The organism is Pseudomonas sp. 203-8, from assembly GCF_020708595.1.
GTDB classification, from domain to species: Bacteria; Pseudomonadota; Gammaproteobacteria; order Pseudomonadales; family Pseudomonadaceae; genus Pseudomonas; species Pseudomonas aeruginosa.
On sequence record NZ_JAJFDF010000011.1, the window covers coordinates 221,379 to 239,157 of the forward strand.

Genomic DNA, 17,779 nt, shown 5'->3' on the forward strand with positions numbered 1-17,779 from the left:
CCGATCAGAGCATTTCCAGCTTCGACATCAGGTCGTTCAGGCGCTCGGCCTTCTGCTCGCTGATCTCACTCGGGGCCAGGGACTCGATGTAGCTGGCCAGCTCTTCCACCGTGGTGCATTCGAACATCGCCCGTAGCGGCACGTTGCGTTGCAGGGCCTTCTGCACCCGCGAGGCGATCTGGGTGGCCAGCAGCGAATGCCCGCCGAGTTCGAAGAAGTTGTCGAACACCCCGACCCGCTCGACCTTCAGCACCTCGGCCCAGATCCGTGCCAGGGTTTCCTCCAGTTCGTTGCGCGGGGCCTGGTAGGCCTGGTTCTGCATCTGGCCGATGTCCAACGCCGGCAGCGCCTTGCGGTCGAGCTTGCCGTTGGCGTTGAGCGGCATCCGGTCCAGCACCAGCCAGTGCAGCGGCACCATGTAGTCCGGCAGGTCGGCGCGCAGTTGCTGCTTGATCCGCTCGAACCAGGCGCCCTGCTCCACCATCAGTCCGGCCGGCGAGTCGGCGCTGGAACGCTGTGTCTCGCCGGGAACCAGGTAGCCCACCAGGTACTTGCCGTTCGCCCCTTCCTGCACCGCCACCGCCGCCTCGCGGACGTCGGCGCGTTCGTGCAGGCGCGCCTCGATCTCGCCCAGCTCGATGCGGAAGCCGCGGATCTTCACCTGGTGGTCGATCCGCCCGACATATTCCAGCACTCCGTCGGCGCGCCGCCGCGCCAGGTCGCCGGTACGGTACAGACGCTCGCCCGGCGCGCCGAACGGATGCGGGACGAAGGCCTGGGCGGTGCGCAGCGGATCGCCGACGTAGCCACGACCGACGCCGGTGCCGGCCACGCACAGCTCGCCCACCGCGCCCAGCGGCACCAGTTCGAAGGCGTCGTCGGCGCCGGCGCCGAGCAGGTACAGGCGGTTGTTGTCGGTGGGACTGCCGATCGGCAGGTAGGTGCTCTCGGTGGAGGCCAGGTCGACGCGGAAGAACGCCACGTCGTCGGAGCATTCCGCCGGCCCGTAGGCATTCACCAGGCCGATCCGCGGGTAGCGCTTGAGCCACTGGCGCGCCAGTTCCGGCGGCATCGCCTCGCCGGTGGGCAGCATCCAGCGCAGGCCGTCGAGGGCCTGGCGCTCTTCGGCGAGCATGCCCTGGATCAGCGACGGCACGCTTTCCAGCACCGTGATGCCCTGTTCGCCGACGTGCGCCAGCAGGCCCTGCGGATCGTGGGCGATGGCGTTCGGCACGATCGCCACGCGGGCGCCGAACAACGGCGCGGCGAGGAACTGCCAGACCGAGATGTCGAAGCTCTGCGAGGCGGTCTGGGCGATCACGTCGTTCTCGTCCAGTTCCAGGTACGGGACCTTGCTCAACTGGTTGTTGAGCATGCCCGCCTGCTCCACCATCACGCCCTTCGGCAGTCCGGTGGAGCCGGAGGTGTAGATCACGTAGGCGAGGTTCTGCGGCCCGCTGTAGACCTGCGGATCGTGCTCGGCGCCCTCGCCCTGCTGGATCTCGTCCCACACCAGCAGGCGCGGCCGGTCGACGCAGCCGAGTTCGTCGAACAGCGCCAGCGCCTGCTCGCGGCAGGCCTGGGTGCAGACCAGCACCGGCGTGCGGCTCAGCTCGACGATCCGGGTCAGGCGCTGGGTCGGATGGCCGGGGTCGAGCGGCAGGTAGCCGGCACCGGCCTTGAAGCTGCCGACGATCATGCCGAGCAGGTCGAGGCCGCGCTCGGCCAGCAGTGCCACCGGCTGGTCGATGCCGACGCCGGCGGCGCGCAGGGCGTGGCCGAGGCGGTTGGCCCGGCGGTTCAGCTCGGCGTAGCTCCAGCGCTGTTCCAGGCAACTGGCGGCGATGCGCTGCGGATGGGCCGCCACCTGCGCCTCGAACAGCCGCACGTAGCCTTGCTCCAGCGGGTAGTCGCGGGCGCTGCGGTTGCAGCCGTCGAGGAGGAAGTCGCGCTCGTCCTCGCCGAGCAGCGGCAAGGCCTCCAGTTCGCCGTGGAAACCGTCGGCCAGGGCCAGTAGCAGGCGCTTGAACTCGCCGAGCAGGCGCTCGACGGTCGGCGCCTCGAAGTAGCGCTGGTCGTAGGACAGGTGCAGGCCGAGGTCATCACCCGGATAGCAGACCACGGTCAACGGGAAGTTGGTGTGGGTACGCCCGGAGTCGGAACTGGCGTTCAGGCTCTGCGCGCGGTCCAGTACCGAGACTTCCACCGGAGCGTTCTCGAACACGAACAGGCTGTCGAACAGCGGCTGGCCCTTGGGCAGCTCGCTGCTTTCCTGGATGGCTACCAGGGGCAGGTGCTCGTGCTCGCGCAACTCCAGGTTGCGCTCGAACAGCCGGTTCAGCCATTCGCGCACCGTGCAGCGCTGGCCGGCGGCCGGCATCTGCACGCGCAATGGGATGCTGTTGATGAACAGGCCGACGGTGCGCTGCATTTCCGGCATGCCCACCGGACGCCCGGCCACGGTGACGCCGAAGAGCACGTCGCGCTCGCCGCTGAAGCGGCGCAGGGTCAGCGCCCAGGCGGCCTGGGCGAAGGTGTTGACGGTGAGCTGGTAGCGCTGCGCCAGTTCGCGCAGGCGCGCGCCGTCGGCGGCGTCCAGACGCGTATAGCGGTCACCGACGATCATCCCGCCGCTTTCGCCGGCGTGCTCGCGGAGGAACGGGCGGTCGCTGGGCACCAGGGTCGGCCGCTCGAAGCCGCGCAGGCTCTCGCTCCACCAGCGGCGCGACTGCTCCAGGTCCTGGCGTTGCAGCCAGGCGATGTAGTCGCGGTAGCGCGGCGGCGTCGGCAGGTTCGCCGGGCGGCCTTCGCCGAGGGCGCCGTAGATCTCGAAGAAGTCGTTCATCAGCAGGCCACGGCACCAGGCATCGATGAGGATGTGGTGGTTGCTCATCATGAACCAGTAGCGCGCCTCGTCCAGGCGGATCAGGCGCAGGTGGAACGGCGGCTGTTCGAGCAGGTCGAAGCCGGCCTCGCGCTCGCGCTTGTGCAGCGCTTGCAGGCGTTCCTCGTGGCCGTCCTCCGGCAGTTCGCTCCAGTCGAGGAACTCGATGCGGGTGCGACCGGGCTTGTGGATCACCTGCAACATCGTTTCGCCAGCATTCCAGACGAACGACGCGCGCAGCGCCTCGTGGCGGGCCACCACCGCCTGCCAGGCGGCGGCGAAGCGCTCGGGATCGAGCGGGCTGTCGATCCGGTAGCGGTCCTGCATGTAGTAGATGCCGGTGCCCGGTTCCAGCAGGGTGTGCAACAGCAACCCTTCCTGCATCGGGGTCAGCGGATAGACGTCCTCGATCTCGCCGGCCGGCACCGCCAGGGCGTCCAGTTGCGCCTGGCTCAGTTGCGCCAGCGGGAAGTCGGACGGGGTCAGGCCGCCGGCGCCGTCTTCCAGGCAATGCTCGATCAGCGCCTGCAGTTCGGCGAGATAGGCCTGCGCCAGCTCGTTCACCGTCTGCGCGTCGTAGCGCTCGCGGCTGTAGGTCCAGCGCAGCACCAGCTCGCCGCCGTAGACCTGGCCATCGACGCTCAGCTCGTTGGGCAACGGCGCCTGCTCGTCGTGGATCGGCCCGGTGGGCTGGTCCAGCGGCTGGAACAGGGCGTCGGCGAAGCTCTGGTCGAACTGTCCGAGGTAGTTGAAGGTTATCGGCGCCGTGGGCAGCGCGGCCATCGCCTGGCGCACCGCCGGATCGGCGAGGTAGCGCAGCACGCCGTAGCCGAGGCCTTTGTGCGGCACCGCGCGGAGCTGTTCCTTGATCGCCTTGATCGACTCGCCCGGGCTCTGCGCCGGGGTCAGGCGCAACGGGTAGGCGCTGGTGAACCAGCCGACGCTGCGGGTCAGGTCGATATCGTCGAACAGCGCCTCGCGGCCATGCCCTTCCAACTGCACCAGCGTCGATGGCTGCCCGCTCCAGCGGCAGAGCACGCGAGCGAGGGCGGTCAGCAGCAGGTCGTTGACCTGGGTGCGGTAGGCCGCCGGCGCCTGTTGCAGCAATTGCCGGGTACGTTGCGGGTCGAGCCGCAGGCTGACACTTTCCGCCAGCGCCTCGCGGTTGTCGCCCTGCGGGCGGTCGCACGGCCACTCGACCGGCTGCCCACCCAGCCGGGCTTGCCACCAGCCCAGCTCCTCGCGCAGCGATTCGCTGCCGGCGTAGGCCTGCAGGCGTCCGGCCCAGTCGCGGAAGGCGCTGGTCTTGGCCGGCAGCGCCGGTTCGGCGCCCTCGGCGAACTGACGGTAGACCTGTTGCAGGTCCTCCAGCAGCACCCGCCAGGACACCCCGTCCACCACCAGGTGGTGGATCGCCAGCAGCAGGCGTTGCTCACCGGCCGGGCCGTCCACCAGCACCGCGCGCAGCAGCGGCCCCTGTTCGAGGTCGAGGCTGCGCTGGGCCTTGGCGAACAGCTCGGCGCATTCGTCGAAGGATTGCACCGGGACGTGCCAGAGCAGTTCCTGTTCGCGCAGCGGACGATGCTGCGCCAGCCACTCGCCGTCGACCTGGCGGAACGCCAGGCGCAGGGCATCATGCTGTTCGACCAGGCGTTGCAGGGACTTGCGCAGCAGACCGAGGTCAATGGCCTGCCGCGGCTGCAACAGCAGCGACTGGTTCCAGTGTTCGCGGCGCGCCAGCGGCAGGTCGAAGAACCAGTGCTGGATCGGCGTCAGCGCGCTGTCGCCCTGCACCGGCCCCTGCTCGGCCTGGCTGGCCTGGCTGTGCCGGGCCACCGCGGCGAGGCTCTGCACGGTCTGGTGCTGGAACAGGTCGCGGGGGCTGAAGTGGATGCCGAGCTGGCGGGCGCGGCTGACCACCTGGATCGACAGGATCGAATCGCCTCCCAGTTCGAAGAAGTTGTCGCCGAGACCTACCCGCTCGACGTTCAGCACCTCGCGCCAGACCCCGGCCAGTTGCTGCTCCAGCACGCTGCGCGGGGCCTCGTAGGCCTGCCGGTTGAGCGCCGGGTCGGGCGCCGGCAGCGCGCGGCGGTCGAGCTTGCCGTTGGCGGTCAGCGGCAGGCTGGCGAGCAACAGCAGGTGGGCCGGCACCATGTAGTCCGGCAATTGCTGCTTGAGATGCGTTTTCAGCGCCTCGCGCAGCGCCGCCTGGGCGTCCTCGTCCTGCTCGGCCACCGCGCTGGCGACATAACCGGCCAACTGCTTGCCGCTCGGGCTGTCGAGCGCCAGGACCAGCGCTTCGCGAACCTGCGGATGCTCCAGCAGGCGCGCCTCGATCTCGCCCAGTTCGATGCGGAAGCCACGGATCTTCACCTGGTGGTCGATGCGGCCGACATATTCCACCTGGCCGTTGTCGCACAGGCGCACCAGGTCGCCGGTGCGGTACAGGCGGCCGCCCTCGGCAGCGAAGGGATCGGGCACGAAGCGCTCGGCGCTGAGCGCCGGACGCTCATGGTAGCCGCGCGCCAGGCCGGCGCCGCCGACGTAGAGTTCGCCGGTCGCGCCCTGCGGCACCAGGGCCAGGTCGGCATCCAGGATGTAGGCGACCCGCGCGCCGACCACGCTGCCGATCGGCACGCTGGCGGCACCCTCCTCCAGTCGTTCGGGAGCCAGGCAGGCCAGCGGCATGACCACCGTCTCGGTCGGTCCGTAGGCATTGAAGAACGACGCCGGGGCGAAGGCCTGGCGAATCCGTTGCAGGTGCTCGCCGGTCAGCGCTTCGCCGCCGGTGATGCACATGCGCACCGGCAACTGCCGGCCCTGGCTCTCCAGCCACTGGGCGAGCTGGCTGCCGTAGCTCGGGGTGAAGCCGAGGATGCTCACGCCCTCCGCGCGGATCAGCTCGCAGATTTCCTCCGCGCCCCACTGGCCCTGGGCCCGCAGCACCACGCGGGCGCCGCACAGCAACGGGGCCAGCAGGCGCTCGCTGGCAGCGTCGAAGTTGATCGAATAGAAGTGCAGTTCGCAATCCTCGGCGCGCATGCCGAAGCACTCGATCACCGCGGCGCAGTGCATGGCGATCTCGCCGTGGGAGACCGCCACGCCCTTCGGCTTGCCGGTGGAGCCGGAGGTATAGATCAGGTAGGCCTGGTGCTGCGGCCCGCTCAGCGCTGCCAGCGGCGCGGGGTCCTCGGCGTCCAGCGCCGGGCCGTCCTCCTCGAGGCACCAGCGCGCCACGCCCGCCGGCAGCTCGCCGAGGGCCTCGAACAGCGCCGCGTGGCTGAGCAGCAGGCGTACGCCGCTGTCCTCGATCATGTATTGCAGGCGCTCCAGCGGATATTCCGGGTCCAGCGGCACGTAGGCGCCGCCGGCCTTGAGGATCGCCAGCAGGCCGACGACCATCTCCAGCGAACGCTCCAGGGCCAGGCCGACCCGCACTTCCGGGCCGACGCCGTGACTGCGCAGGACGCGCGCCAGACGGTTGGAGCGGGCATCGAGTTCGGCATAGCTCAGGGTCTGTCCGGCGAAGGTCAGCGCCGGGGCCTGGGGGCTGGCCGCCACGCGGGCGGCGAACAGGCCATGGAGGGTGTCCTGGAGCCCTGCCTCGCCGGCCGTGCCGGCGAGCAGCAGTTGCTTCCGCTCCTCGGCGGCGAACAGCGGCAATTCGGCAATGCGCCGCTGCGGGTCGCCCAGCAGCGCCTCCAGCAGGTTCTGCCAGTGTCCGGCCATCCGCGCGATGCGCGGTTCGTCGAACAGGTCGCGGCTGTAGGTCAGGCAGCAGCCGAGGCGCTGGTCGAGGTCGGTGACCTCAAGGTTGAGGTCGAACTTGGTCGCCCGCGCATCGTTGGCGATGTACTCGACGGTCATCCCGGCCAGTTGCCGGGTCTGCTGGAACTCCCAGCGCTGGACGTTGCACATCACCTGGAACAACGGGTTGTAGGCGGCGCTGCGCGGAGGTTGCAGGGCTTCCACCAGGTGGTCGAACGGCAGGTCCTGGTGCGACTGGCCATCGATCACGGTCTGCCGCACCTGCTCAAGCAGCTCGCCGACGCTCATCTGTCCGTCGAGCCGGCAGCGCAGCACCTGGGTATTGAGGAAGGCGCCGATCAGCCCTTCGCTCTCCGGGCGGATGCGGTTCGCCACCGGCGCGCCGATACGCAGGTCCTGCTGGCCGCTGTAGCGGTAGAGCAAGGCCGCAAGGGTGGCGGTCATGGTCATGAACATGGTCAGCCCGCGGGCGGCGTTGAAGCGACGCACGCGCTCGGCCAGCTCGGGGCTCAGGTCGAAGCGGTAGAGGTCGCCCTGGTGGCTCTGCACCGGCGGGCGTGGCCGGTCGCCCGGCAGTTCGAGCAGCGGATGCTCGTTGCCCAGCTGGGCCTTCCAGTAGTCGAGCTGGCGCTGGCGCTCGCCGCTCTCCAGCCACTCGCGCTGCCACACGCTGTAGTCCAGGTACTGGACCGGCAACGGCTCCAGCGGCGATTCGCGGTCGTCGAGGAAGGCCTCGTAGAGCGCGCCCAGTTCGCGGGCGAAGATGTCCATCGCCCAGCCTTCGGTGACGATGTGGTGCAGGGTCACCACCAGGTAGTGCTCGCGCTCGGCCATCTTCACCATGCAGACCCGCAGCAACGGCCCGCTCTCAAGGTCGAAGGGACGGTGCGCCTCGCTGTCGGCGAGGGTCTGCAGGTGCTGCCGGCGGCTGTCGCGGTCGAGCGCGGAGAAGTCCTGCCAGTCCATGTGCAGGCCGCCATCGCCGTGCACGCGCTGTACCGGCACGCCGTCGACGCTGGGGAACGTGGTGCGCAGGGTCTCGTGGCGCAGCACCAGGGCCTGTAGCGCGGCCTCGAAGCGCGCCACGTCCAGCGGCCCGCTCAGGCGCGCCAGGCCGCCGACGTTATAGGCCGGGCTGTCCGGCTCCAGTTGCCAGAGGAACCACATGCGCTGCTGCGAGTAGGACAGCGGCACCGGCTGCTCGCGGTCGATGCGGCGGATCGCGCCGTGGCTGTCGGTGCGTCCGGCGGCCTGGGCTGCGCGGACCTGTTCGCAGAAGGCCTCCAGTTCGCTGGCCTCGAACAGCGCGCGCAACGGCAGTTCGACGTCGCAGGCCTGGCGGGTGCGCGAGACGATGCGGGTGGCCAGCAGGGAATGCCCGCCGAGTTCGAAGAAATCGTCGCGCAGGCCGACCCGCGGCAGGCCGAGCACTTCGCTCCAGATCGCGGCGATGCGCCGTTGCAGCTCGGTCCGCGGCTCGACGTGCTCGCGCTGCTGCCAGACCGGCTCCGGCAGCGCCCGCGTATCCAGCTTGCCGCTCGGGCCGAGGGGCATCTGCGCCAGGCGCATCAACTGCGCCGGAACCATGTATTCCGGCAGTTCGGCCTGTAGCGCGGCGCGCAGACGCTGGTTCTGCTCGGCTTCCGCCTCGGCGCCGACAGCGCCGGTGTAGTAGCCGACCAACTGGCTGCCGGCCACGCCTTCGCGGATCACCACTACCGCCTGGGCCACCCCCGGCTGCGCCAGCAGGCGTGCCTGGATTTCCTCCGGCTCGATGCGGAAGCCACGCAGCTTGACCTGCTGGTCGAGGCGGCCGAGGTATTCCAGCACGCCGTCGGCGTTCCAGCGCGCGCGGTCGCCGGTGCGGTACAGGCGCTCGCCAGCGGCCGAGAACGGATCGGCGACGAAGCGCTCGGCGCTCAGCGCCGGGCGCCCCAGGTAGCCGCGGGCCAGGCCCAGGCCGCCGATGCACAGCTCGCCGGCGACGCCGGCCGGCAGCAGGTTGAACTCGGCGTCCAGCACGCGGCAGACCACGTTGCCCAGCGGCCGGCCGATCGGCGAACGCTCGCCGTCTTCCGCGCGGCACTGCCAATGGGTGACGTTGATGGCGGTCTCGGTCGGCCCGTAGCGGTTATGCAGGGCCACCGCCGGCAGGCGTTGCAACACGCGGTTGCGCAGCTCCGCCGGAAGCGCCTCGCCGCCGGAGAACAGGCGGCGCAGGCTGCCGCAGGCGGCGACGCCGGGTTCGTCGATGAACAGTTGCAGCAGCGGCGGCACGAAGTGCAGCGTGGTCACCCCGAACTGCCGCACCAGTTCCACCAGGCGCGCCGGATCGCGGTGCTCGCCGGGGGCGGCGAGCACCAGCCGGCAACCGGTGACCAGCGGCCAGAAGCACTCCCACACCGACACGTCGAAGCTCACCGGCGCCTTCTGCATCAGCACGTCGTCGCCGTCGAGGGCGTAGGTGGCCTGCATCCATTGCAGGCGCTCGGCCAGCGCCGCGTGGGTGTTGCCCACGCCCTTCGGCTGGCCGGTGGAGCCGGAGGTGTAGATGACGTAGGCGAGATTGTCGCCGTGCAGGTGCAGGCCCGGTGCCTGGCTCGGCCAGTTGTCGAGCTTGAGGCTGTCCAGGCAGATCGGCGTGACGCCCTCCGCGCCAGGCAGGCGCTCGAACAGATGGGCCTGGGTCAGCAGCAGCTCGACGCCACTGTCGGCGAGCATGTAGGCCAGGCGTTCGCTGGGGTAGTCCGGGTCCAGCGGCACGTAGGCGCCGCCCGCCTTGACGATCGCCAGCAGACCGACCAGCAGTTGCGGCGAACGCTCGGCGCAGATCGCTACCCGCACGTCCGGGCCGACGCCCTTGTCGCGCAGGTAGTGGGCCAGGCGGTTGGCCCGGGCGTGCAGTTCGGCGTAGCCGAGGCTGCCGCCGTCCCACTCCAGGGCGACGCGTTCGGCGGACTGCGCCAGTTGCCGCTCCAGCAGCTCCGGCAGCCAGGCGCGCGCCGGCTCGCAGGGCGCGCTGCCCCATTCGGCGAGGCGCGCCGCCTGCTCGGCGTCGACCAGGGCGATATCGCCGAGGCAGCGCTGCGGGTCTTCCGCGACCTGGCGCAGCAGCTCCAGGTATTGCGCGGCGAAACGCCGGATGCTGGCCTCGTCGAAGAGGTCCGCGGCGTAGTCGAAATTCAGGGTCAGGCGACCGCGAGCGTCCTCCTCGCTCTGCAGTTGCAGGTCGAACTTGGCTTCGCGGCTGTGCCAGGGCAGCTCGTCGGCGAGCAGGCCGGGCAGCCGGCGCAACGCCGACAGGTCGCGCTGCTGGTGGTTGAACAGCACCTGGAACAACTGGCCGCCCTGGCCGCAGGCTGCGAGCACCTGGTCGAACGGCAGGTCCTGGTTGGCCTGGGCGCCGAGGGTCGCCTCGCGAGCCTCGCCGAGCAACGCGGCGAACGGCTGGCGCGCCCGGGGCGTGCCGCGCAGGACCAGGGTGTTGATGAAGAAGCCGACCAGCCCCTGGGTCTCCAGGCGCTGGCGGTTGGCGCTGGGCACGCCGATGCGGATCTCGCCCTGCCCGCTGTGGCGATGCAGCAGCGCCTGGAACGCCGCCAGCAGCCACATGAAGACACTCGCCTCATGGTCCAGCGCGGCCTCGCGGATAGCCCGCGCCAGGGCTTCGTCGACCCGCAGGCTGTAGCGCGCGGCGGGCGACGCCTGGCGCGCCGTGCGCGGATGGTCGGTGGCCAGTTCCAGCACCGGCGCCGTGTCGCCCAGGCGCTCCCGCCAGTAGGCCAGTTGGCGGGCGCCCTCGCCCGCGTCCAGCCACTGCCGTTGCCAGGCAGCGAACTCGGCGTAGTGCAGTTCCAGCGGCGCCAGGTCGGCCGGCTGGCCGCCGCAGGCTTCGGCGTAGAGCCGCGAGAATTCGTCGAGCAGCAGGTTCAGCGACCAACCATCGGCGACGATGTGATGCAGGGTGACCCAGAGCTGGTGCTCCTGTTCGTCCAGGCGCACCAGGCTGACCCGCAGCAGCGGCCCCTTTTCCAGGTCGAACGGCTGCTGCGCCTCGGCTTCGCGGCGCTGCGCGGCAGCCGCGGCGCGTTCGTGCTCGGCCAGCGCGGCGAGGTCGACGAACTGCCAGGCGAACTCGCCCCGCTCGTCGATACGCTGCAAGGCCGCGCCGTCGCGCTCGAGGAAACGCGTGCGCAGCGCTTCGTGGCGTTCGACCAGGCGCTGGAAGCTGGCGCGCAGCGCCGCTTCGTCCAGCTCGCCGCGCAGGCGCAGGCCGCCGGGGATGTTGTAGGCGGCGCTCTGCGGATCGATCTGCCAGGTCAGCCAGAGACGCTGCTGCGCCGCCGACTGCGGCAGGTCGACACCGCGCGGCAGGTGCGCCATCGGTGCCTCGGCCGGCAGGCCGGCGGCCAGTTGGCGGGCCACCGTGGCGCTGAAGGCCTGCAGGGTCGGCGCCTCGAACAGTTGGCGCAGGTCGAGGGCAACGCCGAGACTGTCGCGCACCTGGGCGACAACCTGGGCGGCGCCAATGGAATTGCCGCCAAGCAGGAAGAAGTGATCGCGCGGCGCTACCTGCGCCACGCCCAGCCGGGCCTTCCAGATCTCGCCGATGCGTGCCAGCAGTTCGTCGTCGCCTGCCGGCGGCTGCGCCTCCTGCACGGCCTGGAGGCCGGGAAACAGCGCATAGCTGTCCAGGCTGCCGTCTTCCAGGCGCAGGCGGCAGGCGGAACGTTGCAGCTTGCCGCTGGACGTCTTCGGCAAGGCGCCGGGATTGAGCAGCGCCACCACCTTCGGCGCTTCCTGGTAGGCCTCGGCCACCGCCTGGCGGATCGAGTCGATCAGCTCCTGGGCCGGCACCGATTTCTGGACGCCGCGACCGATCTCGGCGGCAATGCCGATACCTTCCTCGCCATCGACCGTGACCGCGAAGGCCGCGACCCTGCCCTTGCGCGCCGACGGCACCTCGCTCTCGACGGTGCGTTCGATGTCCTGCGGATAGAGATTGTGGCCGCGGACGATGAGCATGTCCTTCAGGCGCCCGGTGACGAACAGTTCGCCGTCGCGGAGGAAACCGAGGTCGCCGGTGCGCAGCCAGGTGCGCCCGTCACGCTCGACGAAGGTCTTCGCCGAAGCTTCCGGGTTGCGCCAGTAGCCGTGGGCGATGCTCGGCCCGGCGGCCCAGATCTCGCCGACGTTGTCGTCGCCGAGGACCTCGCCGCTCGCCGCGTCGACGATCAGCACGGCGTGTTCCGGCTGGCTGCGCCCGCAGCACATCAGCACGCTGCCTTCGCCTTCGGCGATGCGGTTGCGCGCCAGCGCCTCGCCATCCACCGCCAGGGCGGGAATGCCCTGGCCGCGCTGGCCGCCGGTGACGAACAGGGTCGCCTCGGCGAGGCCGTAGCAGGCGAAGAAACTGGACGCCTCGAAGCGGCTGGCGGCGAATTTCTCGGCGAAGCGTTCCAGGCTGTCCTGGCGGATCGGCTCGGAACCGGAGAAGGCTACCCGCCAGCCGCTCAGGTCGAGACGCTGCAGGGCCGACTCGGCGACCCGCTCGCTGCACAGCCGGTAGGCGAAATCGGGACCGCCGCTGACGGTGCCGCCGTACTGGCTGATGGCTTCCAGCCAGCGCACCGGACGTTCGAGGAAGTAGCGCGGCGACATCAGCACGCAGGGTACGCCGCTGAAGATCGGTTGCAGCAGGCCGCCGATCAGGCCCATGTCGTGGTACAGCGGCAGCCAGCTGACGATCACGTCGTCGGCACCGATGCCGAAGCCTCGGCGGATCAGCACCTCGTTGGCGACCAGGTTGCCATGGCTGACCTGCACGCCCTTAGGCAATGCGGTTGAACCGGAGGTGTACTGGAGGAAGGCGATGTGCTCGGGACGCACTTGCGGCTCGTCCCAGGCCTCGGCAACGGCCGGGTCCAACTGGTCGACGCAGAGCAGTTGCGGGGCGTTGGCGGCGGACAGTTGCGCGTTCATCTGCAGCAATGGCTCGCGCAGGTCAGCGGTGGTCAGGACCAGGCGCGGCTCGGCGTCGGCGATGATCGACAACAGGCGTTCCTGGTGATGGCGGCGCGCCGATTCCGGCGGGTAGGCCGGCACCGCGATGACCCCGGCATACAGGCAACCGAAGAACGCCGCGACGTAGTCGGGGCCGCTGGGAAACAGCAGTACCGCGCGATCGCCCAGCTGCGCATGGGCCTGCAGGGCCGCGGCGATGCTCCGCGCGCGCAGGTCGAGATCGCGATAGCTGAGGACCACGCCTTCGCCATCGTCCTCGGCGAGGAAGCGCAGCGCCAGGCGCTCGGGCTCCTGGACAGCGCGGCGACGCAGGGCCTGGACCAGGGTGGTGGGAAGTTCGAAGGCGTCCATCATGTGTTTTCCTGCCTGAATTCGGCTTGCAATCGAGTTCTAGTGAGTCCCGGAAACAGTCGTCGCGGCCGCCCCTCAACTGGCGGCGCGCATGCTTCCCCGGACCTTGTCCTTGTGCCAGCGCAGCAGATGCTGGCCGGCGTAGCGACGCAGCAGGCGCAGCAACTGCCCCTGCTGTTCACGGATGAAAAAGTGCTGCCCGTCGAGCAGGTCGAGGGTGAAGTCGCCCCCGGCCTCATGCAGCCAGCCGAGCAACTCGGCGCTGCGCAGGCTGTCCTCGCGTCCGCCGAACAGGTGCAGCGCCGCGTCCAGCGGCCCATGCGCCTGGTAGCGGTAGCTGCCGGTGACGAGAAAGTCCGCTCGCACCACTGGCAACAGCATCTGCATCAGCGACGGATCGTTGAGGACGGCCTCCGGAGTACCCCGGTAGTCGCGCAACGCGGCGACCAGTTCGGCGTCGGCCTTGGCGCGCCGGTAGCCGCTGACATCGTTTTCGGCGGGCGGGGATACGCCGGAGAGGAATAGCGCCAGCGGCCCTTCGAGGCCGCGCCGGCGCATGGCATGGGCCAGTTCGAAGGCCAGCAGCCCGCCCAGGCTGTGGCCGAAGAAGGCGTAGGGAGAAGCGCTGTCGAGGGTGCCGTGCAGCTCGCCGGCCAATTGCGCGACCAGGCTGGCGGCATCGGTATGCAGGGCCTCGCCGAAGCGAAGGCCGCGCCCCGGCAATTCCAGGGGCAGCAAGCGGATCCAGCCCGGCAGGCTGGGCTGCCAGCGGCGGAACAGCGTGGCGCTGGCCCCCGAATAAGGCAGGCAGAACAATTGCAGGGAAACGGCCGGGCTCACCTGCCGACCTCCTTGCGCCGCTGTCGTGGCCCTCGTCCGGGGCAGAGCGCTTTCCCATGATCGATCGGCATTTCCGTCTCCTGCTGCGCACGCCGGGGCGCCGGGCACCTGCCCGCGCTGTCACAGAGGGGAACGGATAACAACGGCAAATAATTAGCGCATGTAACCGCAATCTCCGGGCAACCGCGGAGCATTGCGCGAAAGGACGCCAACCCCTATCCATTCTGATGGGTTGTGCCCGGCGCTATCGCCGCATCGGCGATAGCGATGTACGACCTGGAGCAGCCGGGGACGGTTGTCGCAGCGCCTTCGCGCAGTTCTTGCGCGGAACGCCGGCAGGAGCCGCGAGGCATTCAATACCGATTTCTAACTAGCTGATTCCTAAAGATTATTAAAAAAATTTCGTCTGCGACGCATGACTGCAACATTGGCGCGGCCATCCTTCTGAAACGCCGAAGAATTTCTCCCCTCCATCATTCGCAGCGGCTATTTGCCAGCATGCGGACCATTCACGAATAAAGGTGAGATTGGTTATTTCTTCGTAATTGACAATCATTATCATTCAACATAATTTGTTGCGCCATGTGTGGGTCTCCCCCACCGCCAGTGCTCTGCAGCCCCCTCCGCAGCAAGGTGATTTCCATGTCGGAACAACTGTCTACCCGCAGATGCGATACCCCGCTCCTCCAGGCTTTCGTCGATAACCGCACGATCCTGGTGAAGATCGCCGCCCGCATTACCGGTTGCCGCTCGCGAGCCGAAGATGTGGTCCAGGATGCGTTCTTCAGGCTCCAGTCGGCGCCGCAGATCACTTCGTCGTTCAAGGCACAGCTCAGCTACCTGTTCCAGATCGTCCGCAACCTGGCCATCGACCACTACCGCAAGCAGGCGCTCGAACAGAAATACTCGGGGCCGGAGGAAGAAGGCCTGAACGTGGTGATCCAGGGCGCCTCGCCGGAAACCTCGCACATCAACTACGCGACCCTCGAACACATCGCGGATGCCCTCACCGAGCTGCCCAAGCGCACCCGCTACGCCTTCGAGATGTACCGCCTGCACGGCGTGCCGCAGAAGGACATCGCCAAGGAACTGGGCGTCTCGCCGACCCTGGTCAACTTCATGATCCGCGACGCCCTGGTGCACTGCCGCAAGGTCACCGCCGAGCGCCAGGGCGACAATCTGACGAACCTGAACGCACGTCGCTGAGACACAAGGGCAGGCATTGCGCCTGCCCGTTCTTCTGTTGGCGTCCGCCGGACGCCTCGACCTTCTTCTTCCCGCCCCGTCAGGCCAGGCGACAGCGCTCGAAGAACCGTTCGCGGCCGATGATCATCAGTGCCGCCCGCTTGTGCGGAAAGTCGAACTCCTTCTCGCAGTGGAAGCACAGGTTGTGCATGTGACCGATCATCCGCGCGTTATCCGCGCGCGGTTCCGCCACCACTCGCTGCGAGCGCGGGTCGTCGAGAAACAGGTAGTGGACCAGTGCCGATAGCCAGCAGGCGACCTTGTGCGGACCCCGGTGGGCCTCCTCGCCGACCAGCATGTGGATCCCGCGGTCGTAGTCTTCGGCCGCGTAGAACGGCGCGATGCGATCCTCCTTCGCCCAGTAGGCCTCGAAATAGGCGAAGGGCTCATCGTCGAAACAGCCGATGAGCCCCAGTGCATGAGGATCCGCTTCGAGCTGGCGCAAACGCTCGCGATGTTGTTCCAGGCTTCCATCTTCCTGCCAGAACTCCGCCACCCTGGGCGAGTTCTGCCAGCGATGAAAACGCTCCAGGTCCCTCTCGATGTCCAGGGTACGCAAGGATATCCAGCATCCCAATCGCACATCGAAGCGCCGGTAGACCTCTCCCCTGGGCTTCGGCCGGCGCAGCGGATGACGCTTTCCATCGGTAAGTTGCATCGACTGGGGATAGCACGGCTGGGCAAGCGGCAGCCAGGGCCATGGCAACTGCCAGAACCGGCCCCTCTCGCAGACATAGGTGCCCGCTGCGGCGGCTCCTGTCAGCATCCCCTTCGCCAGGGACTCTTCGGGCTCCCAGGACAGCGACCAGACGAGCCGCTGGCAATCCGGATCGCGGGCGAACAGCCAGTAGCTGGCGGCCCACAACGCATGCTCGGCATCGCCGCCGGGAAGCTCCTCCACCGCCAGCCGTATTTCCGTGTCTGTGCGCTCCAGGCGCAGGCGCAACAGCAACGCACCATCCAGGGCAAGGCTGAGCCGGCTATCGGTTTCGTCGCCACTCAAACGCTGCCCGCCAGGCAACGGCAATACAGTCAGGGAATTCAACAGAGGCATGATCGGACTCGAGACACGGAGTTGTTCTCAGAGGAACGTCATGTGAAGGAGGAAATTTAAGCGCTCGCGCGAGCCAGGCGGCAACGCGCGCGTCGAGGCGCCAGCGTCATCCAGAGGCGCGGCCGGAGGAACAAGGAAGAACCCGAGTGAGCGAAGTACGCGGCGCCCACTGGCTCAGTAGACTTCCGGCACGATGATCTCGCCGGGCGTCGGATGCCTGACGTAATCGGCGTGGCGCAGGCGCTCCGGCAGGTGTACCGGCGGCTGCGGAACTTCCCGGTAGGGCATCTGCTGCAACAGGTGGTGGATGCAGTTCAGCCGCGCGCGCTTCTTGTCGTCGGCCTGTACCACCCACCAGGGCGCCTCGGGGATGTGGGTGCGTTCGAGCATGGTTTCCTTGGCCTTGGTGTAGGCCTCCCAGCGCCGCCGCGACTCCAGGTCCATCGGACTGAGCTTCCACTGCTTGAGCGGATCGTGGATACGGCTGAGGAAACGCAGGTGCTGCTCGGCGTCGGAGATGGAGAACCAGTACTTGAGCAACTGGATGCCCGAGCGCGCCAGCATCTTTTCGAACTCAGGCACGCTGCGGAAGAATTCCTCGTATTGTTCGTCGTTGCAGAAACCCATGACCCGCTCGACCCCGGCGCGGTTGTACCAGCTGCGGTCGAACAGGACGATCTCGCCACCGGCCGGCAGGTGCGAGACGTAGCGCTGGAAATACCACTGGGTCTGCTCGCGGTCGTTCGGCGCGGGCAGCGCGGCGACCCGGCAGACCCGAGGGTTGAGGCGCTGGGTGATGCGCTTGATCACGCCGCCCTTGCCCGCCGCGTCGCGTCCCTCGAAGAGAATCACCACCTTGTGCCCGGTGTGCACCACCCAGTTCTGCAGTTTCACCAGTTCCCGTTGCAGGCGGAACAGTTCGCGGAAATAGCGGCGCCGACTCAACTCGCCGGGCGCATCCTCCTGCTCGGGACCGAACAGCTCGTCCAGGTTCAGCTCGTCGTCGAGCAGTTCCTGCTCCAGCTCTTCGTCGTGTCGATCGAGCCAGTCGCGACCGATGCGGCCCGAGGTATCGCCATAGGAGTCCATGCGCTGCTCTCCACGTCATGCCGAAATACCGCGAATGCTAGGCGCGTCTTCATGACGGTTTGGTGACGGTTCGATGAAAACGTAGCGATCGCCCGCCGTCGAAAACAGTCGAAAGGTCACTGAAAGTCAGAAAATTCCCTAATCATTTGAATGACTTGGCCTAAGCTGGCCAGCCTCTCCGCACTTTCCACATGCTCCGCGCACCCCGGCGACCGCCGGGGCGAACCGCGCCCTTGCGGCGCCATTGATCGGAGATCAACCATGCAAGCGTTTTCCAAACAGCAACTCATCGATGCGCTGAACGCCCAGAGCAGCGACCTGGCCACCCTGCAGAGCCTGGTCATGGGCCTCTACCTGTGGATTCGCGACAGCCATGGCCCGGCCAGCGTCGATGCGGCCTTCCAGCGCGCCCGCGAGGAGGCCAGGCAATTCCGCCAGCAGAGCGGCAACCAGGCTGACGAGCGATTGATCCTGCACCTGGCGGAAATCGTCCGCGAACAACCCTGAGCCATGACCGGCAC

The 17,779-nt window shown here is 68.5% G+C and carries 6 protein-coding genes; 2 read left to right on the forward strand and 4 right to left on the reverse strand.

All coding sequences use genetic code 11. The features are described from left to right. Window positions 1-4 precede the first annotated feature (4 nt). Together pvdL and pvdG are read right to left on the reverse strand one after the other, a co-directional pair. The gene (gene pvdL, locus LJF27_RS25485; protein ID WP_023116893.1) at window positions 5-13,033 is read right to left on the reverse strand and encodes a pyoverdine non-ribosomal peptide synthetase/polyketide synthase PvdL; all 13,029 of its coding nucleotides are present in this window, start codon (window positions 13,031-13,033) and stop codon (window positions 5-7) included. Window positions 13,034-13,105: 72 nt separating this feature from the next. Further along, window positions 13,106-13,870: a pyoverdine biosynthesis thioesterase PvdG gene (gene pvdG / locus LJF27_RS25490; RefSeq protein ID WP_004349928.1), complete on the reverse strand. Its 765-nt coding sequence runs from the start codon at window positions 13,868-13,870 to the stop codon at window positions 13,106-13,108. Window positions 13,871-14,512: 642 nt separating this feature from the next. On the opposite strand from pvdG, the gene pvdS reads away from it, so the two are divergent. Beyond that, window positions 14,513-15,076: a pyoverdine signaling pathway sigma factor PvdS gene (pvdS, locus tag LJF27_RS25495; RefSeq protein WP_023116894.1), complete on the forward strand. Its 564-nt coding sequence runs from the start codon at window positions 14,513-14,515 to the stop codon at window positions 15,074-15,076. Between the two features lie 79 nt (window positions 15,077-15,155). Here the strand turns inward: pvdS and LJF27_RS25500 are convergent, their stop codons facing one another. Further along, window positions 15,156-16,169 (reverse strand): GNAT family N-acetyltransferase, encoded by a 1,014-nt coding sequence (locus LJF27_RS25500; protein ID WP_023116895.1) that lies wholly within the window; start codon window positions 16,167-16,169, stop codon window positions 15,156-15,158. A gap of 174 nt (window positions 16,170-16,343) precedes the next feature. Then, window positions 16,344-17,258, reverse strand: a complete 915-nt coding sequence (gene ppk2 / locus LJF27_RS25505; RefSeq protein ID WP_003089666.1) for a polyphosphate kinase 2 — start codon at window positions 17,256-17,258, stop codon at window positions 16,344-16,346. Window positions 17,259-17,519: 261 nt separating this feature from the next. Between ppk2 and LJF27_RS25510 the strand changes: the two genes are divergently transcribed. After that, a complete protein-coding gene (locus tag LJF27_RS25510; RefSeq protein WP_023116896.1) occupies window positions 17,520-17,765 on the forward strand; it encodes a hypothetical protein in 246 nt (81 codons plus the stop codon). The last annotated feature ends 14 nt before the right edge of the window (window positions 17,766-17,779 follow it).